12 protein-coding genes are annotated in these 26060 nt (G+C 44.0%); 7 read left to right on the top strand and 5 right to left on the bottom strand.

Going from position 1 to position 26060, the window contains the following annotated elements:
* Window position 1 precedes the first annotated feature (1 nt).
* The 4 genes from MHH49_RS01365 to MHH49_RS01350 form a co-directional block, all read right to left on the bottom strand.
* A complete protein-coding gene (locus MHH49_RS01365; protein ID WP_036684397.1) occupies window positions 2-1684 on the bottom strand; it encodes a glycoside hydrolase family 13 protein in 1683 nt (560 codons plus the stop codon).
* 88 nt (window positions 1685-1772) lie between these two features.
* Entirely contained in the window at window positions 1773-4091 is a 2319-nt protein-coding gene (locus MHH49_RS01360) for a glycoside hydrolase family 65 protein (protein ID WP_076101639.1), read from the bottom strand.
* Between the two features lie 288 nt (window positions 4092-4379).
* Window positions 4380-5036: a beta-phosphoglucomutase gene (pgmB, locus tag MHH49_RS01355; protein WP_036684390.1), complete on the bottom strand. Its 657-nt coding sequence runs from the start codon at window positions 5034-5036 to the stop codon at window positions 4380-4382.
* 222 nt (window positions 5037-5258) lie between these two features.
* Window positions 5259-6305: a LacI family DNA-binding transcriptional regulator gene (locus MHH49_RS01350; protein WP_036684387.1), complete on the bottom strand. Its 1047-nt coding sequence runs from the start codon at window positions 6303-6305 to the stop codon at window positions 5259-5261.
* Window positions 6306-6991: 686 nt separating this feature from the next.
* On the opposite strand from MHH49_RS01350, the gene MHH49_RS01345 reads away from it, so the two are divergent.
* A complete protein-coding gene (locus MHH49_RS01345) occupies window positions 6992-14770 on the top strand; it encodes a pullulanase (protein WP_341070388.1) in 7779 nt (2592 codons plus the stop codon).
* A 163-nt stretch (window positions 14771-14933) separates the two neighbouring features.
* Here the strand turns inward: MHH49_RS01345 and MHH49_RS01340 are convergent, their stop codons facing one another.
* On the bottom strand, window positions 14934-16679 hold the full coding sequence (locus tag MHH49_RS01340) for an alpha-glycosidase (protein ID WP_036684381.1): 1746 nt from the start codon (window positions 16677-16679) through the stop codon (window positions 14934-14936).
* A 902-nt stretch (window positions 16680-17581) separates the two neighbouring features.
* Here MHH49_RS01340 and MHH49_RS01335 point away from each other — a divergent pair.
* The 6 genes from MHH49_RS01335 (at window position 17582) to MHH49_RS01310 (ending at window position 26034) form a co-directional block, all read left to right on the top strand.
* Window positions 17582-18913 carry a sugar ABC transporter substrate-binding protein gene (locus MHH49_RS01335; protein WP_036684378.1) on the top strand — a complete coding sequence of 444 codons (1332 nt, stop codon included), beginning with the start codon at window positions 17582-17584 and terminating at the stop codon, window positions 18911-18913.
* 107 nt (window positions 18914-19020) lie between these two features.
* Window positions 19021-20334, top strand: a complete 1314-nt coding sequence (locus MHH49_RS01330; protein ID WP_036684375.1) for a sugar ABC transporter permease — start codon at window positions 19021-19023, stop codon at window positions 20332-20334.
* Window positions 20331-21173, top strand: a complete 843-nt coding sequence (locus MHH49_RS01325) for a sugar ABC transporter permease (protein WP_036684372.1) — start codon at window positions 20331-20333, stop codon at window positions 21171-21173. The genes MHH49_RS01330 and MHH49_RS01325 overlap by 4 nt, the downstream gene beginning before the upstream one ends.
* Before the next feature lie 97 nt (window positions 21174-21270).
* Complete coding sequence (locus MHH49_RS01320; RefSeq protein WP_051491335.1) at window positions 21271-23325, top strand: methyl-accepting chemotaxis protein; 2055 nt, start codon at window positions 21271-21273, stop codon at window positions 23323-23325.
* 167 nt (window positions 23326-23492) lie between these two features.
* Window positions 23493-24407, top strand: coding sequence for an AraC family transcriptional regulator (locus MHH49_RS01315; RefSeq protein ID WP_036684557.1), 915 nt, complete (start codon window positions 23493-23495; stop codon window positions 24405-24407).
* A 121-nt stretch (window positions 24408-24528) separates the two neighbouring features.
* The gene (locus tag MHH49_RS01310) at window positions 24529-26034 is read left to right on the top strand and encodes an alpha-glucosidase/alpha-galactosidase (RefSeq protein WP_038569578.1); all 1506 of its coding nucleotides are present in this window, start codon (window positions 24529-24531) and stop codon (window positions 26032-26034) included.
* Window positions 26035-26060: the final 26 nt, after the last annotated feature.

Here is a 26060-nt window from a genome sequence, read left to right as displayed (position 1 = left end):
GTTAGTCTTTCAATCGATACACTCTTGCTTCATAAGGTCGTAATAATTCCCGTGTGGGTGCATCATCAGGGTAATTTCCAATAATAAGTTCCGTAGCCTTACTTAGCTCTGCGGAAAGATCAACAGTCTGTGGAACCTCATTGAAATTGAGCAGCACCAGCCACTTCTCGTCATCCAGAGTACGCGTATAGGCATATATGTCCTCATGCTCTGGCAAAAGTAGCTTGTATTCGCCATAAGCCATGATCGGATTTTTTTTGCGCAAAGCAAGCAGCCTTTGGTAATAATAAAAGATAGAATCCGAATCAGCCAGCGCCTGCTCCACGTTAATTTCCTTGTAGTTCGGATTAACTTTGAGCCACGGCTCCCCTTCAGTAAAGCCGGCATTCGCAGAATCATCCCATTGCATCGGAGTGCGCGCATTATCACGGCCTTTGATATGAATAGCGTTTAGAACGCTGTTAGGATCAGCGCCGCCTTCGGTAACCTTTTCGCGATACATATTGAGGATTTCTATGTCTTTATAATGTTCAATGGCAGTGAACTTTACATTGGTCATCCCGATTTCTTCGCCTTGATAAATATAGGGCGTCCCTTTCAGCGTGTGCAGTAAGGTAGCGAGCATTTTGGCAGAGATCACGCGATACTTACCGTCATCCCCGAATCTTGAGACCATACGTGGCTGGTCATGATTGTTAAGATAAAGACTATTCCAACCCTTATCCGCCAGACCCACTTGCCATTTATGAAGAATATCGCGCAGCTTCGACAACGTCCACGGGGCTACGTCCCATTTGCCGTCAGGACCCGAGTCCACATCCATATGCTCGAACTGGAATACCATTTGCAGCTCTTTGCGTTCCTCGTCCGTGTAAAGGATGGCATCTTCAACTGTAGCGCCAGGAGTTTCACCGACAGTCATAATGTTATAGTTGGATAACACTTTGTCATTCATTTCATGTAAAAACTCATGAACACGTGGTCCATTCATATAATATTCGCCACCCCAGGCAAGTTCCCCGGGAGCGAGGCCGTCTCTATGGGAGGAAGGGAGACCTTCCACTTTGGAAATCATATTGATTACATCCATTCGTAGACCATCCACACCCTTGTCGAGCCAGAAGGTGATCATCTTGTATAACTCCTCACGCAGCTGCGGATTCTCCCAGTTGAGATCCGGTTGCTTGCGCGAAAACAGATGCAGATAGTATTCACCAGTAGTTTCATCCAGTTCCCAAGCCGGGCCGCTGAATACAGAACTCCAATTGTTGGGGCGCTCACCATCTGGTCCACCCGGACGCCAAATGTAGTAATCACGATATGGATTATCTTTTGAAGAACGGGATTCTACGAACCAAGGATGCTCATCTGAGGAATGATTGATTACAAGGTCCATCATCAGTTTTATGCCACGGGCGTGCAATCCAGTCAGTAATTCTTCCCAATCCTGCAATGTGCCGAACTCATCCATAATATCTTGATAATCGCTGATGTCATAACCGTTATCGTCATTTGGCGATTTATAGACAGGTGACAGCCAAACTACGTCGACACCTAGCTTTTGCAAATAATCCAGACGTGAAATGATTCCTTGCAGATCTCCAATCCCGTCACCATTGCTATCTTGAAAGCTGCGGGGATAGATTTGGTAGACAACGGCTTCTTTCCAAAAGGTTCTGTTCATTCATAATCACTCCTTTTATAAGTTAGCTTCCTAAAAAATAAAGAGACCCCAAAAGCTTTAAGCTTCAAGGGTCTCTTGGGTGTAAGTTTTATACTGTGACGGAATTGCTATCAGCAGTGATGCTGCTTAGTCCGTTTACGGTATATTCTTTGTCGTAGATAGTAATAGAAGCAGGGATATCAGTTTCATTCGTAACAGTAACTTGTGCATCCGTAACGCTTACTTTCAGACGGGAGCCGCGGAACATAATTTTAAAAGAGTAAGCAGTCCAGTGACCTGGGTTAGATGGGCTCAGTGTCAGTCTGCCGTCATGTACGCGGAGTCCGCCGAAACCATGTACGATCGACATCCAAGTACCAGCCATGCTAGTGCTGTGCAACCCGTCTTCTGTATCATTGTTATAGTTGTCAAGATCCAGTCTTGAAGTACGCAAGTACATTTCATAGGCCTTATCCTTATATCCCAGCTCACTGGCTAGAATGGAGTGGATACAAGGGGAAAGGGAGGACTCATGAACAGTGATCGGTTCATAAAAGTCGAAGTTGCGTTTTTTTGTATCCAGATCGTAACGGTCACCCAGGAAATATAATCCCTGCAGAACGTCTGCTTGTTTAATGAAGCAAGAACGCAGGATACGGTCCCATGACCATTTTTGGTTAAGTGGCAGATGCTCACGTTCCAGATCTTTGACTTGAATGATCTCTTTGTCCAGGAAGCCATCTTGTTGTAAGAAGATACCCAGCTCTTCATCCGCAGGATAATACATCTTAGCAATGATGTCTTTCCATTTTGTAGTTTCGCTCTCTTGCAGCCCTAGTTTGTCAACTAGCTCTGCATAACGAGCAGGCTCATTTTCTTGCAAGTATGCCAGTGCTTCCATGGTGTATTCCATAGTCCACGAAGCCATACGGTTTGTATACCAGTTATTATTAACGTTATTCTCGTATTCATTCGGGCCCGTTACGCCGAGCATTACGTATTTGTCTTTGCGTGATGCGTAGTGAACACGTTCTTCCCAGAAGCGGGAGATTTCCACGAGAACCTCTAGGCCATATTGTCCCAGATAAGCTTTGTCTCCGGTGTAGTTCACATAGTTGTAAATGGCGTAGGCAATGGCACCGTTCCGGTGAATTTCTTCAAATGTAATTTCCCACTCGTTGTGGCATTCTTCACCGTTCATAGTAACCATTGGGTACAGCGCACCTTTTTTGAATCCAAGCTTACGGGCATTTTCTTTAGCTTTCTCTAAGTGCTTGTAACGGTAGATCAACAAATTGCGGGCAATGGAGGAGTCCGCCGTACTGAGATAGAAGGGAACGCAATACGCCTCTGTATCCCAGTAGGTGCTGCCGCCGTATTTTTCACCGGTAAAGCCTTTAGGCCCAATGTTCAGGCGGTCATCTTCACCATTATAGGTTTGATTGAGTTGGAAAATATTAAAGCGAATCGCTTGCTGAGCCGAAACGTCACCTTCAATAATGATGTCGCTTTCTTTCCATTTTTCTCTCCAAGCTTCAATTTGTTCAGTCAAAAGGGTTACGAACCCAGCTTCCTTAGCAGCTTGCAGAGCAGTTTGGGCGGCGTCGACCAATTGTCCCAGACCGTGATTCCGAGAAGTAACATTGGCTACATATTTATAAATGACGATTTGATTGCCCGCTTGTGCGGTTACGTCCAGTTTGCTGGCTACATATTTCTCTTGTTCGATGACTTCTGCTTCGGCAGTTACCTTTTCACCATTGACAAGGATATCAAAAGCCATAGCAGAGGTGACATGGAAGTCGAGTTTCTTAGTCTTTAGGGTGAGATGTCCATGATCAGGTCCCGCTTGTTTCTCAACTTCATTCCAGAATTTCTCGTCATAGTTGGAATCCTTGTTCTTCACATCACCATCAAGATAAGGAGTAATCGTAATCTTGCCTGAGAAATTGACAGGAATGATGGAGTAGCGAATCGCGCCGATTTCTTGACGAGTCATGCTTACGAACCGGATACTTTCTACTTTAACTTCCTTACCATCTTCGAGTGTGGCAGTGAAGCTACGGGAGAGCGTTCCTTCTTTCATATTAAGTACCCGGCGGAATTCGGAAACGGTGCACTTTGCCAGATCAAGGGGGGTACCCTCGATATCAATGTTAATACCGATCCAGTTCGTGCTGTTAAGTACTTTGGCAAAATATTCAGGATAGCCGTTTTTCCACCAGCCAACACGTGTTTTGTCAGGGTAGTAGACGCCAGCCATGTAGCTGCCTTGCAGGCTGTTACCGCTATATTGCTCTTCGAAATTGGCCCGGCCACCCATAAATCCGTTACCAAGACTAAATACGCTTTCAGAAATTTCTTGCGTCTGTGGATCAAAGGATTCCTCAATAATGGACCATTCATCAATTGTTAAATATTGTTTCACGATAACCGCTCCTTTAAATATGTTAGGGGGATATATAAAATGAACAAATCCCTTGTTAAACTTCCGGTGATATAAAAGTGACTGCGCGGAATCTTTGGACTTTCGATCACATTTTGCGGATGAAATCTGATTATAAAGGCGAAAGTTATGCTTCTATAGTTCCAAAATTCCTCTCCGTCACTTCATCACCAGAAGGCTAACGATTAATTATTAGTTCATTTAATCTTTGGTTGGAATGTCCACAACAACTCAAATCAGTACTATTTGAGTTAATTATGTTCAATAAACTTATGCAAAAGATTCTTTGAGCAGGGACACACTCATATGAGCAAGCGATGGGACAACAATATTCGCTGCACTCAGGGTTTCCGGCGAACCAATGCCAACACTGAACATACCGGCCCGGGTAGCGGCCTCAATTCCCGCTTCTGCATCTTCGAAGACTACACAATGTTCAGGTGCGGCATCCAGTGCTTTGGCTCCTAATAGGAACACTTCCGGATCTGGTTTAGCAGCACTAGTGTGTGTGCCGTCGATGATTGCATCAAAGTAAGGGGTTAATCCGGTATTATTCAAGATCGTCATAGCGTTTTTGCTGGCAGAACCGAGAGCAACTTTGATGCCATTCGCACGGCACTCTTTTAGGAAATCAAGCGCACCTGGCAGAATCTCAGAACTGTCCATTTTCGCAATATATTCGACATAACGATTATTTTTCTGTTCCGCAAGCTTAGCTTTCTCTTCTTCGTCAATCGTTAGTCCGCCGATTTCCAGCAAAATATTTAGTGAAGCCGTTCTGCTGACTCCCTTAAGGCGTTCGTTATCTTGTTCTGTGAAAAGAAACCCCAGTCCATCTGCAAGCTCTTTCCAAGCAATATAATGGTATTTTGCTGTATCGACGATTACTCCGTCCAAGTCGAACAAGCAGGCTTTAATTTCCGACATTGTAGTACCTCCTAAAAGTTTTGACAGCGTCGTGATCCAGCGGATGCCGTATTAGAATCTTATTAAACCGTTTAAACTTTGATTAAGATGTGTAAGTTTATCCTAACCTAAGATCCTAGAAATCACCCATAAAGAACTGGATCAATAAGTATTGTATGATTTAGCGCAAACGTTTGTACAGATTTTCAAAAAATAAATGAAGCGGTTAAACGCTTCACTTATTCATTCGGTTTTATGCTTTGCCAGAGAGTGCATGGATGACTCTCTCACGATCAGACGATGGGGAATGACAAATCGGTTGGTATGACCTGAACCGTTATCCGGACTCTTGATATTTTGGATAAGTACTTGTGATGCGGTGTAGCCAAGATGATAAATTCCTATATCAATACTGCTGATCGGAGGACTAGATAATTCAGATAATGGAATATTGTTAAAGCTTACAATGGCGAGATCGTCTGGAACCTTGTATTTCAGTTCATTCAACCCGCGCAAAATTCCGAACGATACCATGTCATCCACCGCTACCAGCGCAGTGGGGCGATTCGGCAAATTCATGAAAAAGGACATCGCTCTATAGCCGCTATCCTGTAGAAATTCACCTTCTACAATCCATTCATCCCGCATTTCTAAACCGCTATTCTGCAATGCTTTACGATATCCGGCGAGACGGTCACGAGAAACGATTAGATTAGGTGGTCCACTTACGAAGCCAATACGTTTATGCCCCATGGAAATGAGGTGGTTCGTAGCATCGTATGCTGCCATCACATTATCATTATCGACTGATAAAATATTCTCATATTTATCACTTCGGCCAACAAGCACGAATGGATAATCGTTGCTCTCTAGAAAATCAATAACGGCATCATCCGTACGAGAGTAAAGCAGAATAACGCCGTCAACACGGCGACCCTTCAGAAGTCGTGAAACGGCTTCCAGTTCTTCTTTCTCGTTCGCTCCGGAGCTTATTAACACATCGTAACCGGAACGGCTGGCTTGTGTAACGATCCCGCGAATTAATTCCATAAAAAATAGATTAGAGAACAGCTCTTCAGCAGGTTTAGGAAGACTGAAGCAGATGCTGTTAGTAGTTTTCGACACCAAGCTCTTAGCCATCATGTTAGGGGTATAGCCCATATCCTCCATAATAGCTTTAACTTTGCGGGAAGTTTCCAGGCTGATTCTGGGATGGTTGGACAATACCCGGGATACCGTGGAGGGAGATACTCCCGCTTTCTTGGCCACATCCTTAATGGTAACTGTCATTGAAACCTCCTTATGGAACCGTTTGCTTTACACAGTAATATTAATCTAAGAGTTCTAAATTGTAAATAGATAAAGTCATTCAAAAGGGGGAAATTGCTACTTTTGGAAGGAACACAAGAAATTTCAATGTAATATTGTTGCTTTTCACCAAAAAAGTATGAATGATTCGGGAATTTTGATCTTAATATGTATAAATGCGGTCTGGATTTTACGAAAAGAGTATTCGCTGAATGCAAACGTATGGCTTAAATGATGCAAGAACTTAGCTGAAAGGAAGGGAAGAACAAGTTTCGTTTTTATTGCGGCTTTAAATTGAGCTTTTATTTTAGAAAATACTGGTTGACAATACCGCAAATTCGGCATTAGTATGTAAATCAAAATACAGCAAGCGTTTTCATTGGGTGTTTTTAGGTTGAACCAGTTGCACTAACGAATGGGTTTTATGGACTAGTGTTTGTGCATAGCTTTTTGCAAACGATTGCACTAATTTCGACATGATGTATCAAGCTTTTACTTTGATAAAAGGATGGTGACAGCGTTGAATTGGCTTGACGAGCCCTACATATAGACCTTCTCCAACTTTAGAAGGAATAGCATGATTTATAATCTCATAAATTGGTGGGGTTTGTGAAATCATGTATCCGCTTGCAAAAAGGGAATTCATAATTATGGGAGGTTTTGCAAAAATGAAAATAACTTTATGGGGGAAGAGGGCATTTGCGATCTTTATGATCATTGCTCTCGTGTTCTCTGGTCTTGGACTACATCCTGTTAATGTTACAGCAGCAACGACGAAAGTGGTGTTGGTCGGGGATCTGCAGACAAAATTTACGTCGACGGGTGCGGGAACGCCGGGTAAGGATTGGGATGAGACATCAGTAGTCACCCAAATGACCTATTCAGATAATGGCCTATATTCTTTTACAGGCACTCTGCCGGCAGGAGAATATAACTACAAGGTTACTCTTAATGATTTATGGGATGAGAACTATGGATTCACAAGTTACACCAATCCTCAGGGGACCAATGATGGGGAGAATATCCATATCAAGCTGGAAACAGAGACTGCCGTAACCTTTTATTATAATGACTTAACTCATAAAATAGCTGATTCCACGTATTACACACCGATTGCTTCCGCTAAACTACCAAGATTGACAGGAAACCTGCCGGCAGAAGCACTTACCGTATTATCTGATCCTGATTTTGATGATGTTTACAGTACGGTGGCTACCCTTCCTAAGGGAGATTACACCTACCAAGTTTCTGTTCCAGGAGACGGTGAAGCCGGGGATCAATTGTATCCCGAAACTGCTAATAATCTGAGTCTTCCTTCAGATCTTCTGGTTACCTTTAAATTTAATCCACTGGATGGCAGTGTGACAGCAGAATATAAAATTCCTTCTGAACCTGTTGAGGTTACTCCTGTTCCGGCTGGACACATCCGTATTCACTACAATCGGACAGCTGGTGACTATGAAAATCAGGGATTATGGACATGGGATGATGCTCAATCCCCTTCCGCAAATTGGCCTACAGGTGCAACTCCATTTCCTGAAGGGCAAATCGATTCTTATGGTGCTTATGTTGACGTGCCAGTGAAGGATGGAGCTAAGAAAATTTCGTTCCTTGTGGTAAACCGAGTCACTCAGGCCAAGGATGAAGGGGATAAACTCTTTGCCATTAACACGCCTGAGGCGAATGAAATTTGGATCAAGCAGGGTTCAAATGATGTAACACCGTATGAACCAGTTACACTTGCTCCTAATACAGTGCGAATTCACTATACCAGAGCTGATACAAATCATGATCAATATGGACTGTGGCTGTGGGATGACGTCGTAGCCCCATCCGAAAATTGGCCGTCTGGAGCTACTCCTTTTGTAGCAGATCAAACAGATCGTTATGGTGCATATGTTGATGTTCCGCTTATTGAGAATGCGAAGAAAATCGGCTTTATTGTGATGAAACCTTCGAACGGTGATAAGGACGGTGACAATAAAACCTTTAGCCTGCTGGATCGATACAATCAGCTATGGGTTAAAGAAGGAGACAACAATGTTTATGTTTCTCCGTTTGGTGAGACACCTATTGGCTTAGTATCCGCAGAGGTGCTGTCGACGAGCAAAATCCTTCTCGGCTTCACACTGACTGACGGTTTGGATCCAGCAGCCTTAAAGACAGCAATTACAGTTAAGGATAAAGAGGGTGCTGCAATCCCGATTACTGCTGTAACCCTTACAAGTAAAACTTCAATCGAAGTGGATACAGAAGCATTTGATCTGGAAAAAGTTCCGCTTAGCGTTACCTATTCAGGTAAAACGGTCTCAGCCGCAAGTGGCTGGAGAATGCTTGATGAAATGTACAACTATACAGGAGACGATCTTGGAGCTACGTATAATGCTGACAAAACAGCCACATTGAAATTATGGGCACCTAAAGCAAGCTCGGTCGTTGTAAATCTTTACGATAAGAATGACTCTAACGTGCAAGTGGGCAGAGTTGCTTTAACGCTCGGCGAGCACGGGGTTTGGTCAGTCCAGCTGAAGCCAGCTGATTTGACAGGCACTACCACAAATGATGTAAGAGGATACTTTTATCAATACGAAGTAACGAATGACGGTGTAACCCATAAGGTTCTTGATCCTTATGCTAAATCAATGGCGGTATTTACTGTGGATACCACAGGTGCTGCTGGTGCTGGCGGGGATACAGTGGGCAAAGCGGCTATTGTTAATTTAAGCCAGACGAACCCAGATACCTTTGGGTATGCTGATATAAAAGGCTACGAAAAACGTGAGGACGCCATCATCTACGAAGTCCACGTGAGAGATTTTACATCGGATGTATCGATCGAGGATAGTCTGAGTGGGGAAAGATGGGGTTCTTATAGCGCTTTTGAAAAGAAACTTGATTATATTAAATCTCTTGGTGTAACGCATGTTCAGTTGCTTCCTGTGATGGCTTGGTATTACGGGGATGAGACGAAGATGGGGACTAGAGAGCCGGATTATTCCGCAAAAAACAATGAATACAACTGGGGTTATGATCCTCACAGCTATTTTTCACCGGACGGGGCCTATTCACAGAACCCTGCCGATCCAGAAGAGCGGATTAAAGAATTAAAAGGTTTGATTGATGCCGTGCATGAAGCTGGAATGGGTGTCATTCTGGACGTAGTGTATACTCATATGGCTAAAAAAGAATTTTTAAACGACATCGTACCTAATTACTATGCCTTCCAAGATGCAAACGGTAACTTTATCGGGGGGTTCGGCAACAATTTAGCCACCAACCATAAAATGGCTGAGAAGCTGATGGTTGATTCGGTAAAATACTGGTTTGAAGAGTACAAGATTGATGGAATGCGCTGGGATATGATGGGCGATGCGACAGCTGATGCTGTTCAGCATGCTTATGATGCCGCAGCAGCAGTGAATCCGAAGGCACTCTTTATTGGTGAAGGCTGGAGAACATTCGGCGGCGCCGCGGCTGATCCTTCTCTCGCTGGGCAAGGTGCAGATCAGGATTGGATGGACAAAACGGATAGTGTCGGTGTTTTCTCAGATGAATTCCGTAATGAATTGAAGTCTGGTTATGGTTCCGAAGGTCAGCCTAGATTTATTACAGGTGGAGCACGTCCGATCGCTACAATCCTAGACAATATCAAAGCTCAACCTTCGAATACACCAGCAGATGATCCGGGTGATATCGTCCCATATATCGAAGCTCATGATAATCTGACACTTCATGATGTCATAGTACAATCGATCAAGAAGGATCCGGATATTGCTGAGAATGAGCTTGAAATTCAGCAGCGGATCAGATTAGGAAATATGCTCGTATTAACTTCTCAAGGTACAGCCTTTATCCATGCCGGTCAGGAATATGGGCGGACTAAGCAGTGGAAGGGCACAACGGATCCTGAGGATAAATTCACAGAGATGTTCGACAACAACAACCAATCGTTTGGCTATTTCATTCATGATTCTTACGATTCATCGGATGCAGTTAACATGTTTGATTGGACCAAAGCAACAGATGAATCTAAGTTCCCAGTACAGAACACGACAAGAAAATATACGTCGGGTCTGATGGAGCTGAGAAAATCAACGGATGCCTTCCGATTGGGCGATAAGGATTTGGTTGACTCTAACATTAACCTGATCCCTGCTCCAGAAATGAAGGATAACGATCTTGTCATCGGCTATTCCAACAAAGCAACAGATGGCACTGGCATCTATTATGTCTTCATGAATGGTGACAGCACAACTAGAAAACTGACCTTATCTGAGGATTTGACGGGCGGTCAGGTGCTTGTGGACAACGATGAAGCTGGTGTTACAGCGATACCGGCTGCACAGCAGTCAGGTTTTATTTTGACAGCAAATTCAATTACACTAGAGCCTTTGACGGCCGTGATTATTCAAAAGGAAGCTGCACCAGTTACGCTGAACTCTTTGGAAACAGATAGTGCAAGCTACACGCTGGCAGCTGGAAATACGCATCAAACCGCTGTTTTTGCGAAATATGATGACAATAGCAGAAGTAATGTTACTAAGAAGGCTACTTACCTCTCCAATAAACCTGAAGTAGCTACAGTAACTGATAAAGGTCTAGTCAAAGCGGTTGGGCTAGGAACGGCAACCCTTACTATTTCTTATGAAGGTATTTCTACAACCGTCACTGTTAATGTTACTGACAAACGATATGTTCAATTCACTTATACCCGTAGCGATAAGGACTATAAGGATTGGAATATCTGGGTTTGGAACACTGGAGCTAAAAATGACCAGATTGATTTCACAACCTTTAAGAATGGCACAGCGAGCGTTCTGATTGAGGTTGCGGAGAATGCAACAAGCGTTGGATTTGTCCTGCGCAAAGGTACGGATTGGAACACGGGGAAACTAGACTACCCAGACGATCGTGTTATTCCGTTGACCCCTGGTGAACCGTTCACTAAGGTGTATGTAACCAGTATGGTTAAAGAGCTTGATATCAAACCAAGTATTAGCGGCCCTATTTTAAAAGATGGAACGATTACTTTCAGATACCGCGACGACGCTTTGTTCCGTAATGGAAATATGGACGCAATAACAGCTGCTAAAGTAAAAGTGAACGGCACTTCGTATCCAATGATCTATGATCCGGCTAACGAGTGGTTCACTTACACACTGGCTGATTTAAAAGAAGGTATGTATAAATATACTTTCTTGATTACAAAAGACGGCGTCACTACCGAAATTACAGATCCAAAGAATACGGTGAATGATGAATCTGTTATTGATTATCATCAACCTGTCGTTAAGATTGCGACATCCGTAAGTCCAGAGGCAGTCACATCCAATCAGAATGCTGTTGTAACCATCCACGCTTCCTCTTCGGAAGAAGTAACTTACTCTGAAGCATATATGGATTTAACTAATCTTGGGGGCCCTAGCAAAGTTAAGCTGGATACGGAACTCTTGAAACAAACGGTTGCTGTGGAAGACACGGTGTCAGCGGGCATCAAGGATATTCCGATTACGCTCGTAGACCAATACGGCAATGCACATAAGGAAAAGGCTACACTTGAGGTAAAAGCAAGAACCTATACAGGGGATAAGCTGGATTTTGATTGGGATGAGGCTCGAATTTATTTCGCGCTTACAGACCGATTTAAAGACGGTGACCCAACGAATAATGAGAATGTGAATAAAAATCATCTGGAAGCTTATCATGGTGGAGATTTCCGGGGGATGATCGACAATCTCGATTATTTGCAAGAGCTAGGAATTAACACGTTATGGATCACGCCAATCGTAGATAATATTGATTTTAACAAAGGCGTTGACTTTGGCAGCGAACAATATGGATACCATGGGTATTGGGCAAAAGATTTCACCAAGCTCGACGAGCATCTTGGCGATATGGCCACCTTCAAGGAGCTGATCGAAAAGGCGCATGACAAAGGGATCAAGATCATGGTTGACGTTGTACTCAATCATACGGGTTACGGTCTGAAAGCTGAGGATACCTATCCGACAATTACAGCTGAGGATAAAGCACGTTTCGAAGGGATGCTGCGCACGGATGGTGTATCCGCAGATACAGATCCAATTAAGGGTGAACTTGCCTTCCTGCCAGATTTCAAAACGGAAGATCCAGCCGTTCGTGAAAAAATTATCGCTTGGCAAACAGGCTGGTTAGACAACGCACGTACGGAACGTGGAGACACGATTGATTATTTCCGTGTGGATACGGTCAAACACGTGGACGATACGACTTGGAAAGCCTTTAAAAATGCACTGACAGCGATGGATCCAAACTTCAAAATGACCGGCGAATACTTCGGTGGAACCATTGATAACAATGGTGGAATGCTCGAAACTAGCCAGATGGATGGGCTGCTTGATTTTGGATTTAAAGATGCAGCCAGAGATTTTGCAAATGGTAAGGTAAACAGTGTGGATGCTTATCTGCAGGAACGTGAATTGAAGATCGACAATACGAAGATGATGGCTCAATTCCTGAGCAGTCATGATGAGAATGGTTTCTTGTCTGATTATGTGGGAGGCGATAAAGGCAAGCTGAAGATTGCTGCAGCTCTGCAAATTACCGCCAAAGGACAGCCAGTAATATACTACGGAGAAGAACTGGGTAATTCAGGCAGCAATGCTGGAAATATGTCTGAAGGTCAATTCAGTGAGAACCGTAAGGATATGCCTTGGGATCAATTGACGGCAGAGAAGCCACTACATGACCATTATCAAAAGCTGTTGAATATCCGTGCGAAGTACTCCAAAGTGTATTCCAAAGGTGCGCGCACGAAGCTCGCAGGTTCAGATGATTCAGGTTATTTGGCTTTCAACAAATCTTATGAAGATGAGAACGTAGTGACGGTAATCAATACTAAAACTAGTGAGAGTTCTGTAACGATTCCAGTACCGTTTGCTGCTAATTCATCGGTAACCGATGAATACAGCGGTAAAACATACATGGTTTCCGAGGATCAAAAGGTAAATATTGATCTGCCAGGTAGAGATGATGGAGGTACGGTTATTTTGGCTGAGGTATCGGATGTTATACCGACACCAACACCGACACCAACGTCGACACCAACACCAACGCCGACACCAACACCAACACCAACACCAACGTCGACACCAACACCAACGCCGACACCAACACCAACACCAACGCCGACACCAACACCAACACCGACACCAACACCAACGCCAACACCAACGTCGACGCCAACATCGACGCCAACATCGGCACCAGAAGTAACACCGTCGCCTGAGGTGACACCAACGCCAGAAGCCACAGCGGCACCAACCTCTGGAGTTGTTGTTAACCCTAGCCCTACACCGCCAGCGGATACTCAGGTTGTGAATGAGGATAGCTTGAAGAATGGTAAAGAAGGCAAGGTGCAAATTGATGTTGCTGCCGGTAAGACAGCGGTACGCTTACCTTTACAAGCTGCACAAATACTAGGAACTAATGATCTTGTATTTAAAATGGGAGATCTGTTAGTTACTATCCCTAGCCAGCTTTTAAGTACAATGCCAAGTTTAGCTTCAGGTATTGATGGGGTAGGTGCCCAAATCTTGCTTGAACTGAAGCCACTGGCGCAGTCTGCTGCGAAAGCCATAGTAGACGGTTTAAACAATGATAGTGCTCATGCTAGCTCTCTTTCCGATGTATTTGAATTCAGACTTAGCGTGCTGATGAAAGACGGTACTCGGATTGTAATTAAGCAGTTCGATGAGCCGATTACGATCTCATTTAAGATTAAAGGGCAATTCAACAAAGACTTAATCGGAATCTATTATTTAAGTGATAATGGCGGGTTAGAGTACGTGGGAGGACAGCTGAATGGAGAGGTGATCACGGCACAAGTCACACACTTCAGTAAGTATGCTGTGCTTGAAATCGATAAGTCGTTCAAAGATGTTCCTGCAACCTATTGGGCATTTAAGGCGATTCAATCACTTGCCGCCAAACAAATTGTGTCAGGGGTTACTACCTCTGAGTTTGATCCGAAAAGTAATGTTAGCCGTGCGGAATTTACAGCACTACTAGTACGTGCACTTGGCTTAAAAGCGGAAGGGCAGGTCCTGTTTACTGACATCAGGTCAGATGCATGGTATGCCTCATATGTAGCCACAGCTGCTAAGCTGGGTATTGTTAGTGGACGGAGTAATAATATTTTTGCGCCGAATGCATCAATTACCCGTGAGGAAATGGCTGTTATGGCGATCCGCGCACTTGAAGTGAAGTCTGGTAAGAAGCTTGAACCTGTAGCAGCCTCTACGGCATTTACTGACGCTTCAAGTATTAGCAAGTGGGCGGAAGCTTATGTGAAGACTGCAGCAGACTTAGGACTCCTGCAAGGCCGAGAGAACAATCGATTCGCTCCAAAAGCATGGATGACCCGCGCAGAAAGCGCACAGGTTATTTATACGCTGCTGAGCAAGTAGGCTAAACTAAGGTGTGCTGAACTCTGGCACCCTTTAGTTAGAGCAGCGGTTAGCATTTTAGTATTCTCCAAAAGAAAACAGGGTATCCCGAAGCGATTATCGCTTGCGAGATACCCTGTTTTGTTATGCTATATGGCTGAGCAGTGGGAAGAAAAGAAGTCTTTTAGATGATTGCCTTTAGGATTGCGAATCCATAGGCTGGCATCTTCACGTTCAGCTTGCTGCGTTCTGTGCGCAGTGTTTCGCCTGTAAACAAGTTCTCCCAATCCCGCTCGTCTACGTCAATACGGAAGGTCTGAGCGGTCTCTTCACTGTTGATTAGTACGACAATTGTCTGCAGATCCAGCCGGCGCTCATAGGCTAGCTTGCTGCCTTGTTGTCCTGCCTCAAGGAAGGTAAATGTACCTGTGCGGAGAGCAGGGTGATCGTTGCGTATTTGAATAAGCTGACGATAGAACTCGAAGAGCTCACGATCCTGCTTTTCAGGGTTCCACTCCATGCATTTGCGGCAACCAGGGTCACCTTCACCGTCCATGCCGATCTCGTCACCGTAATAGATGCAGGGAGTGCCCATAAAGGTGAATTGGAACAGTGCTGCTAATCGCATCTTGTTTTTGTCTCCAGCAGCCAGCGTAAGCAGTCGTGGAGTATCGTGGCTGTCCAGCAGATTAAAAGCAACTTCACTTGCCTGCAGCGGATAGCGCGATAACTGTTTGCCAATGGAATTAGCGAATTCTTCAGCATCAAGAGTGCCATGCACAAAGAAGTCAAGGACAGCGTCAGTGAAAGGATAGTTCATAACGGCATCAAATTTATCGCCTTCTAGCCAAGGTGCAGATTCATGCCAGATTTCTCCCAATATGTAAGCCTCAGGATTAGCACGTTTAACCACCTTGCGGAATTCCCGCCAGAAATCATGATCCACTTCATTGGCAACGTCCAGACGCCAGCCATCGATCCCAACTTCTTTGATCCAGTATTCTGCGACTTTCAGTAAGTATTGTTTAACTTCAGGATGTTCTGTGTTTAGCTTTGGCATTAGCGGTTCAAAAGCAAAGGTGTCATAAGTAGGGACACCGTTTTCAATTTGAAGTGGAAACTTGCGAATATGGAACCAATCTTTAAAGGCGGAAGCCTCTCCTTTTTCTTGAACATCCACAAAAGGGGCAAAGGTTCTGCCAGAATGATTGAATACGGCATCTAGCAGGACACGAATCCCACGTTTATGGCAGCTATCGACGAGCTTTTTTAAAGTCTCAATATCTCCAAAATGCGGATCGACTTTCATATAGTCTTCTGTATCGTATTTGTGATTAGTAGTTGCATCAAAGATAGGTGTGAAATAAATAGCAGTGATCCCAAGCTCGTTAAGATGATCTAAATGATCAATAACCCCTTGCAGGTCGCCGCCAAAAAAATTGGTTGGTGTTGGTTCGGAGCCCCATGGCTGAACATTTTCCGGATCAAGGCTCGGGTCACCATTTGCAAAGCGTTCTGGGAAGATCTGATAAAAAACAGCGTCCTTTACCCAGGCAGGCGGAGCAAATACATCAACGCGGTTAATGAAGGGGAATTCGAACAGCTTGTTTGGGTTTTCCGGCCGCACCGTTTGAAAGTCACTTTCGGTCATCCAAATTCGTTCGTTATCTTTTTGAAGTAAGAAGCCGTATTTCAAGCGGCGGTAGAGAGGTACTGAAGCACATTCCCAATAGTCAAACATAGCATCGGAGGTGAAGAGGGTCATGGGAATTAGCTCTTTTGTGGTATCCCAAGCATATTTATCTCCAGCAAAGGCGAACACTTCGGTTAAATCCCCTTTTTTAGCGCGTAGACGCAGGTGAATCGTACTTTCATTATAGGCATAAGACCAATTTAACCGCGGACGATGATACACTGCTTCCAGTAACATGATAAATCCTCCTAAAGTTTTGTTAGCGTTACTTCCTCGAACACTTCGGCAAAACCACATCGAAAGCATAGGCTAAGTTTTGTTAGCGTTACTTCCTCGAACACTTCGGCAAAACCACATCGAAAGCATAGGCTAAGTTTTGTTAGCGCTACTTCCTCGGACACTTCGGCAAAACCGCATCGAAAGCATAAACTATTCCCGGACGATACTCCACAGAGCGCGTGGAATGTAGAATGTCGCTATTGTTATTGGTTGCACAGTTTTTTATGCAACATGCACTAAATCAGTAGCAGAGTAGCACATAACAAAGAGGCACAGCCACCGCGAAATAGCTTGCCCGAGGTTGTACCTTTGATTAGTAACATTGCCTTTTAATTGTATAGAACAGGAGGCAGACAAGAGATGTTGTGCTTCATGCTGGACAGCCTCTTAACGTTTTGGATTATAGCATGGAATAAAAGGGCTTTCAATACTCTTGTTCAAACCATTGCACTAAATTTCACTAAAGTAAACGAGCATTGTGAACGTTAATTTATGAGAAATCTCTTGAAATAGAGAAAATGTGGCATATTAGGGGCAAATAAAATAGATATTCCAATATTAAACACATGAATTATCGACTAATTAAAAGATATCATGTGAAAAATGGAGATATATGCCTATAATGTATATCAATTAATGGAAAATGACCCAATACAGTATATGCAAACGTTTTTAAAAACAATCGTTACTGTTGTATGATGTACTCATGAATGAAGCGCTTTCGTACCTGTGAAATGCAGATACAGAAGGAGCAAGCTAAAAGAAGAACTTTTTTTTTAGCCTTTCTGAAATCGTTTGCGCAGATTGCAGCACTACTATTTTCCATCTTACGTTTTTAAAAATTGGGAGGGGTTAAAGTAATGAAATTGAAAAAAATGATGGTTATCACCGCAGCTTTCTCAATGGCTCTGTCCGTTACAGCATGCGGTTCGAACAACAACAGTACGAATAACGGGGGCAACAACGCAGCAAAAGCTACTAACAACGCTACTACAGAGACTGCAGCGCCAGAGAGCACAGATGCAGCAGTAACAGATGAAATCGTACCTGAAGATGGCGCAACTCTAGTGGTATGGGAAAGTAAAGAAGAAAGACCTTTTGCAGATGAGATTGCTAAACAGTTCACAGCAAAATATAACGTTCCAGTCAAGGTTGAAGAATTGGCACCCCCGGATCAAGTAACTAAGCTTACTCAAGATGGTCCTTCAGGATTAGCGGCAGACGTTATTCTTATCCCTCACGATAACTTAGGTAAAGCGGCAAGCGCGAGCTTGGTTCTTCCTAACGATGTCTTCGGTGAAGAAACAAAAGCTAACAATACTGAAGCTTCGATTATCGGATCTTCGTACGAAGGCGAATTGTATGGTTACCCAAGAGCAGCAGAAACTTATGCATTGTTCTACAATAAATCGCTTGTTAAAGAAGCACCTAAATCATTCGATGATGTTCTTGCATTCAGCAAAACATTCACGGATAAATCGAAAAATAGATATGGAATTATGTGGGAAGTAGGAAACGTGTACTTCAACTACATGTTTATCGCATCCGATGGCGGATACCTCTTCGGTAAGGATGGTACGGATAAAGATGATATCGGTCTTGCTAACGATGGCGCAATTGCAGGACTTAAAGAATTTGTGAAATTGAAGGAAGCATTGCCAATTAAGAGTGGTGATATCAACAGTGATATCAAACGCAGCTTGTTCAACTCTGGTGATGTAGCTATGGATATCACAGGTCCATGGGAGCTTGGAGGATACAAAGAAGCTCTTGGTGACAACCTTGGTATTGCTCCAATCCCTACAGTGAATGGCAAAACAGCAATTACATTCTCTGGTATTAAAATTTTCGCAGTTAACTCGTTTACTCAATATCCGAATGCTGCTAAATTGTATGCGAATTTTGCTTCAAGCAAAGACGCTCAGCTGTTACTGAACAAAACGATTGGTTCGGTTCCTACAAACAACGAGGCGCTTCTTGATCCACAGATCTCTAGCGATCCTTATGTGTCCGTTTTTGCAGAACAAGCTAAGAACTCCCAACCGATGCCTTCTATCCCTGAAATGGGTAACGTATGGAGTCCAGTAAATGCTGCCCTTCCAGAAATTTGGGATAAAAATGGGGATCCAAAAGCAGCAATGGACAAAGCTGTACAACAAATCAAAGATTTGAATAACAGTGCATCTCAATAAGGATCATAATTCACTGTCTTAACAGCATACAGTGAATCAAGCTGCCCGCCGCATGTTTAGCGGCTGGCAGCTTCTTATTTTCACTCGGAGAGGAGAACGGAAGCGAAATGCAACGACATCGCACGAGGGCCGCAATACTGTCGACGATTTTTATGGGATTGGGACAAATATATAACCGCCAATTCGTTAAAGGAATATTATATTTAGCCGTAGAAGCTGTAGCCGTTTTTTATTTTATTGAGAATCTTGCCAACTCCTTATGGGGCATTGTAACACTAGGAGAGAATCCGAGTCGTCTGGTTAAAGTGAAGGGGATCGCCAAGATGGTTACCGGTGATCACTCGATTTATATTATGATCCAAAGCTTGATCACCATCCTTATTCTTATTCTATTGATTATCGCGTGGTATTTGAATATCAGAGATGCTTACAAGATTGGAGAAAAACGTGATAACGGTCTTCAGGCAAACACTTTTAAACAAAGTGTTCGTTATATCCTGGATTACAAGTTTGCTCAAGCGTTTCTAGTCTTGCCGGGTATCGGTGTTCTATTCTTTACTATTATGCCTATTATCTTCATGATCCTGTTGGCCTTTACGAACTATTCCGCACCTGATCATCTTCCACCCGCCAAATTGGTGGACTGGGTTGGATTTCAGACCTTTCGTAATTTATTGGTCCTTAAGACATGGAGCCACACTTTTTATGGTGTATTAACATGGACAATTATATGGGCAGTTCTTTCAACCATTACTACATACTTCGGAGGACTGTTGGTCGCTTTGCTGGTGAGTCAGAAGGGCATTCGCTTCAAAGGAATGTGGAGAGTAATTCTGATTGTGCCTTACGCGGTGCCACAGTTAATCTCGCTTCTGCTCATGCGCAACTTATTTAACGGTCAATTCGGGCCTATCAATCAATACATGGGGTATTTTGGATTGGATGGATTACCGTGGCTGACTGACCCATTCTGGGCTAAGGTTACCGTAATTATCGTTAATATGTGGGTAGGTATTCCTGTTTCTATGCTGCTTATCATGGGCGTTCTGACTACTATCCCACGGGATATGTATGAAGCTGCTGAGGTGGATGGAGCATCGGGTTATCAGAAGTTCCGTATCGTAACGTTGCCGATGGTATTATTCTCCACAGCACCAACCTTGATTACGCAGTTTGCAGGTAACATCAACAACTTTAACGCAATCTTCCTATTAACTGGGGGTAGTCCGGTAAATGGTGACTATCAATATGCCGGTTCTACGGACTTGCTAGTAACCTGGTTATACAAATTAACGCTTGATCAGAATAAAAACAACATGGCTTCGGCAATAGGGATTATTATCTTTATCATTGTCGCTTCATTCTCCCTGTACAATTACCGCCGGACGAAGTCATTTAAAGAGGAGGATATGATCCAATGAGCAGAAAAGTCGCGAACATTATTCGCTTAGCAGGTAGTTATATTATCTTGATTGCTTTGTCGATAGCTGCACTCTATCCTGCCCTTTGGATTCTCTTAGCTTCCTTCCGACCTGGTAAATCATTGTACAGCAAAACGTTTATTCCCGAGCAATTCACTTTATCACATTACAGAGAATTGTTCACATCACCCAGCTATATGTTTGGGACTTGGTATGCCAATACCTTGAAAATAGCTGTGTTCTCGATGCTTATCGGGGTAGTTCTTACTTTGTTAACCAGTTATGCCGTATCCAGATTCCGGTTTAAAGCGCGTAAAACAGCGTTATCCACCGTATTGATTCTTGGTATGTTCCCTGGTTTTATGAGTATGATCGCTATTTATATGCTGCTTAAAGAGTTTAATTTGCTGGATACACATATTGCGTTAATTATCGTTTATGCGGCGGGGGCACCGCTGGGTGGGACCTTTATCGCTAAAGGGTTCCTGGATACGATTCCTCGTTCTTTGGATGAGGCGGCTCGAATAGATGGGGCGAGTAATTTCGGGATATTTATGCGGATCATCTTACCCTTGTCACGTCCTATGATCACTTACATGGCGCTGACTCAGTTTGTTGGTCCTTGGGTGGATTTCATTTTCGCCAGACTTATTTTGCGGACGAAGGAGAACTGGACGGTCGCAGTCGGAATGTGGGATATGGTTAACACGAACCAAAACACGAACTTTACCTTGTTCTCTGCGGGTGCGGTTTTGATCTCCATTCCAATTATGATTTTGTTTGTATTCTTGCAACGTCTGCTAGTAGATGGCTTGACAGCAGGAGCTAGTAAGGGGTAAACCCATTCGCTCGCTTCATGCTAATAAATGATCAGGGTACAGCCTTTATACAGAAATGGAGGGCTGTACCCTTATTTCGTCACGGGGAGTGAACTTAATGAAAAAGTCCTGGACTCTATATTTTAAATCTGTTGGAGTTAAACTGTTCGTTATTTTATTTAGTTCTATAGTTCTCTTATCCTCCGTGCTAGGATTGACTTCCTATTTTGCCGCTAAAAATATCATTACGAATGAGGTTGCTGCAGCCTCCACACAATCTGTAGTTCAGGCAGCGGACAAGCTGGATTTTGTGCTGGCAGAGTATGAGGCACTATCAAGGCAGTTTGCACTCGACTCTGTGTTAAAGGGTGATTTAGAAAAAATAAATAGTGGCGAGCTTACAACTGTGGACAAAGCCGGTGCTGAAGATCGGATTCGCAGAAAGCTGGACTTGGTAAAAGGGTCTGATGAGCGGATGTATGGCGTCAGGCTGGTATCCAAGAGCTTGGTAGACTCAGAATCTTATAAGTCTGCTGGCATAAGTGGGATTCGTAGTGATGAAGGCATTTCCGCAAGATTAGAGCAAATTGCCGCAGCTAAAGGAGAGCCAGTCTGGTTTCCCGTTCGTGAGAAAGGCTTTTTTGATGCTTATACTGAGCCATCCTTAACTATGGGGAGATTGCTACGTAATCTTTTACATCCCGAAGCGGAGTATTACATGCTAATCGAAGTGAAAGGGAAGGCCATGACTGAAATGCTGTCTAACCTTCAGATTGGGATGACCGGTGAAATTCGTATCTTGAGTGCGGATGGCAGCATTGTGTATGGTGCGGATCATGCCAAGCTGGGTCAATCCTCTTACATAAAAGTTTCAGAAGAACAAGGGAAAGAGCAAAATCATTCATTTACAGCGGAGGATGAGAACGGAAGTTCTCAGCTTGTTGTATACCAGCCCCTGGCGACTGCCAAGTGGATGCTTATGGGGTATGCTCCTGTCAGTGATTTTACTAAGTCTGCGGACAAGCTTTTATATATCACATTTTCTGTGGTGCTGGCGGCAGCCTTAATAGCACTGCTAATTGGTTATATTCTTGTTCGATTGGTAGGGCGCCCGCTGGGTAAGCTGGCAATCTTGATGGAGGAAGGAGAGCGTGGGAACCTACAGGTACGAACCAATTTCAAGGGCAAAGATGAGATTGGCCGCTTGGGTCAAAGCTTCAACAAAATGATGGAGCAGATCTCCTTACTTGCAAGGCAGAGCGGGAATTCGGCAGATGAGGTCCTCCTTACTTCGGAACAATTAGTACAAGCATCAAGTACAATCTCCCTCCATGCCAGAGAGGTTGCGACCGCTACCGGTGAGATTGCAGCGGGGTCAGCCAGCCTCGCTGTTGAAGCCGAACGCAGTTATCACAATGTTGAGATTATCGGCAACAAAATGAGTGAAGTGACGGAAATAAATACAGTGATGGACCATTCAGCAGAACGGGTCATTGAGGTTAGCAATCAAGGTACAGAGCTGATGAAGCTGCTGGTAGAGCAGAGTGAGTCTACGGTAGAGGTGATCAATCGAATTCAAGATAATTCTACTAAGCTCAGAGAAAGCACTCATTTAATTCGCAGTATACTCAGCCCTATGATTGCTGTGAATAAGCAGACCAATATTTTGGCACTAAATGCTACCATAGAAGCAGTTAGAGCAGGTGCGGCAGGTAGAGGGTTCATAGTGATTGCTGATGAAATCAGGCAGCTCGCTAACCAGTCGAATGAATCGATTCAATCGGTCTCCAAGATCACGGAAGAGATTGGTCTACATATCGAGAACACCGTTAAGGATATCAATGAAGCCGCTCCTAAGTTCCGTGAACAAATCTCTTCTGTAAGAGAGTCGTCAACGATATTCGCGAGTGTCAAAGAGGAAATGGAACATTTCATGAAACATATTAGTGAATCTTCTGCTTCTGTCCTCGAACTGATTGAGTTCCAGCGTCAACTCGGTGAATCCATGGCCAGCGTAAGCTCCATCGTCCAGCAAACCACTGCTTCGACGGAGGAGGTAGCTTCTATGTCATCTCAGCAATTCACGGTTAGTGAGGAATTGGTTGCCCTATCGGAAAAGCTGGAGGGCTTGGCAGCCGATCTTAAGCACTCTTTGGTTTCTTTTCAAGTATGACAATATTATTCTAATAGAGACGGGCAATTTTCCAATATAATGGAGAGTTGCTCGTTTTTGTTGATTTGATTGCTATCGGACGTTATCTTGTCTTCGAAGTGGCTAAAGAGATACACTTGTATTAAGTAATAAATGAAGAAAGTAGTGATCCATTGACGAACTTAAATCTGAGCCCCAGCGGGAGTCTTTTTCAGCAGGTTTTAATCGAGGGAGATTATAGTCCTCATTTTTTTGCTTACTATTATAAACAGTGGAATAACTACAATATGTCTTACCATCAGCATAATTCAACGGAAATCATGTATTTGATCTCAGGAAGTTGTATCGTAGATGTCCGTCCAAGCTCAGGAGGAGAAGAGAGAGTTCGGCTGAAGCGGGGAGAATTGATCATCCTAGACGCGAATGTTCCGCATAGGCTGATTGTTGAAGAGGGGGCACCTTGTCGGATGCTAAATGTGGAATTTGGCTTCATGGAATATAGAGGGGTTGCACCCTCTGTCGGCAAGCTAGCCCGTGAAGAAACGGCGCTCGCAGAAATGCTGCAGCTTCCTTTTTCCAGTTTAGTAATGCCTGATCCGGAGGAAATCTATCATGTTCTAAAGGGACTTGTGTTAGAGCTTGATCAGAGCGGCGGGAAGGGGGGAAGTATGGTTGATTTATTATTTTGTGAGCTTCTGTTGCGATTATCCAGACTTCGGCAAGAGCAGCTTCATACCAGCCAACAGCCCTCGCAGCTTTATGTGCGCCGGAGCATCGAATTTCTGCATCAGAACTATGACCAGAACATTCAGGTTAAGGACATCGCTGCCGCAGTAAATCTGCATCCCGGATATTTGCATCGAATTTTTAAGAGCCATACGGGTCGGACACTCAGCGATTACTTGAATATGCTGCGAATGGAGAAGGCGAAGATGCTGCTTGGGCAGAGCGACATCCCGATTGCTGAAATTGCAGATTACGTAGGAATTAGCAGCAGGCAATATTTTCACCTTCTTTTTAAAAAATACGCCGATTGCACGCCTGTAGAATTCCGCAATTCCATTGAGCGTCACGCCTGGAGTTATGAAGAGCATGATTTTTAGTAGATAGGTTAGGATTTTTGACACCTTCTTTCAAAAGAGGTCATGATATTGGTTACGCTTTCCTCAGGTCCCTTGCTACAATGGACAGGAACAACCAATTCATTACCGGAGGATGATAACCATGTCATTTAAAGTGTCTTTTATAGGGGCAGGCAGCATTGGATTTACCCGTGGATTGTTGCGGGACTTACTAACTGTACCGGAATTTAAAAATATCGAAGTCTCATTTATGGATATTAACAGCCACAATCTGGAGATGGTCACGGAGCTATGCCAGCGTGATATTAAGGAGAATGGTTTAAATATACAAATTCAGGCGACAACGGATCGCAGAGAAGCACTGAAGGATGCTAAGTACGTATTTTGTACTATTCGGATGGGTGGGCTTGAAGCCTTTGCTACGGATGTGGACATTCCCTTAAAATACGGAGTCGATCAGTGTGTGGGAGATACTCTGTGTGCGGGAGGTATCATGTACGGGCAACGCGGAATTGCGGAGATGCTGAATATTTGCCGTGATATTAGGGAGATGGCAGCACCGGATGTGCTTTTGCTTAACTATTCGAACCCGATGGCTATGCTGACCTGGGCCTGCAATAAATATGGTGGTGTTCGGACCATCGGTCTATGTCATGGTGTACAGCATGGGCACCAACAAATTGCGGATGTGTATGGGCTTAAGAAATCCGAAGTTGATATTATCTGTGCGGGCATCAATCACCAGACCTGGTATATTTCAGCAAGTCATGAGGGGAAGGATCTGACCGAAGGTCTTTTAGAGGCTTTTGAGAAACATCCGGAATTCAGCCGTACGGAAAAAGTGCGCATCGATATGCTTCGTCGCTTTGGATACTATAGTACAGAATCCAATGGACACTTAAGTGAGTACGTGCCATGGTATCGTAAACGCAGTGATGAAATTATGGATTGGATCGATCTGGGGAGCTGGATTAACGGAGAAACAGGCGGTTATCTGCGTGTCTGCACGGAAGGTCGGAATTGGTTCGAGACCGATTTTCCAAACTGGATGAAAGACCCGGCATTGGAGTATACGAAGGAGAATCGCGGGGAAGAGCACGGCTCTTATATTATAGAAGGATTGGAAACGGGACGAGTGTACCGGGGGCACTTTAATACAGTGAACAATGGCGTAATCTCTAATTTACCAGAGGACGCCATTATCGAAGCACCGGGATATGTAGACCGGAACGGGATCTCCATGCCATTGGTAGGTGAATTGCCGCTTGGGCCTGCCGCCGTATGTAACGTGAGCATTTCAGTGCAACGTCTGGCGGTTGAAGCAGCTGTACACGGCGATGATAAGCTGTTGCGTCAGGCATTTATGATGGACCCACTCGTTGGTGCTGTATGTAATCCAAAAGAAATCTGGCAGATGGTCGATGAGATGCTCGTCGCAGGGGAACAGTGGCTGCCTCAATACAGCGAAGCTATTGCTAGGGCCAAGGAACGTTTGGCTTCAGGAGAGCTTATCCCAACGAACGCTAACAACGAGGGCGCTGCTCGCCTGAAGGTGAAGACGGTGGATGAGATGATGCAGGACCGGGAAGCAGCGAACAAAAATGCTGGTGAGTCTGATAAAGGCAAGGATAGAGAGAAGGTTCATTAGGCTGTAGCGTTGAAAGCTTTTTAACT

The organism is Paenibacillus sp. FSL F4-0122 (genome assembly GCF_038002845.1).
Lineage (GTDB): Bacteria > Bacillota > Bacilli > Paenibacillales > Paenibacillaceae > Paenibacillus_AQ > Paenibacillus_AQ odorifer.
Note: the sequence above shows the minus strand (reverse complement) of the source record. Positions and strands in the feature narration are given on the sequence as shown.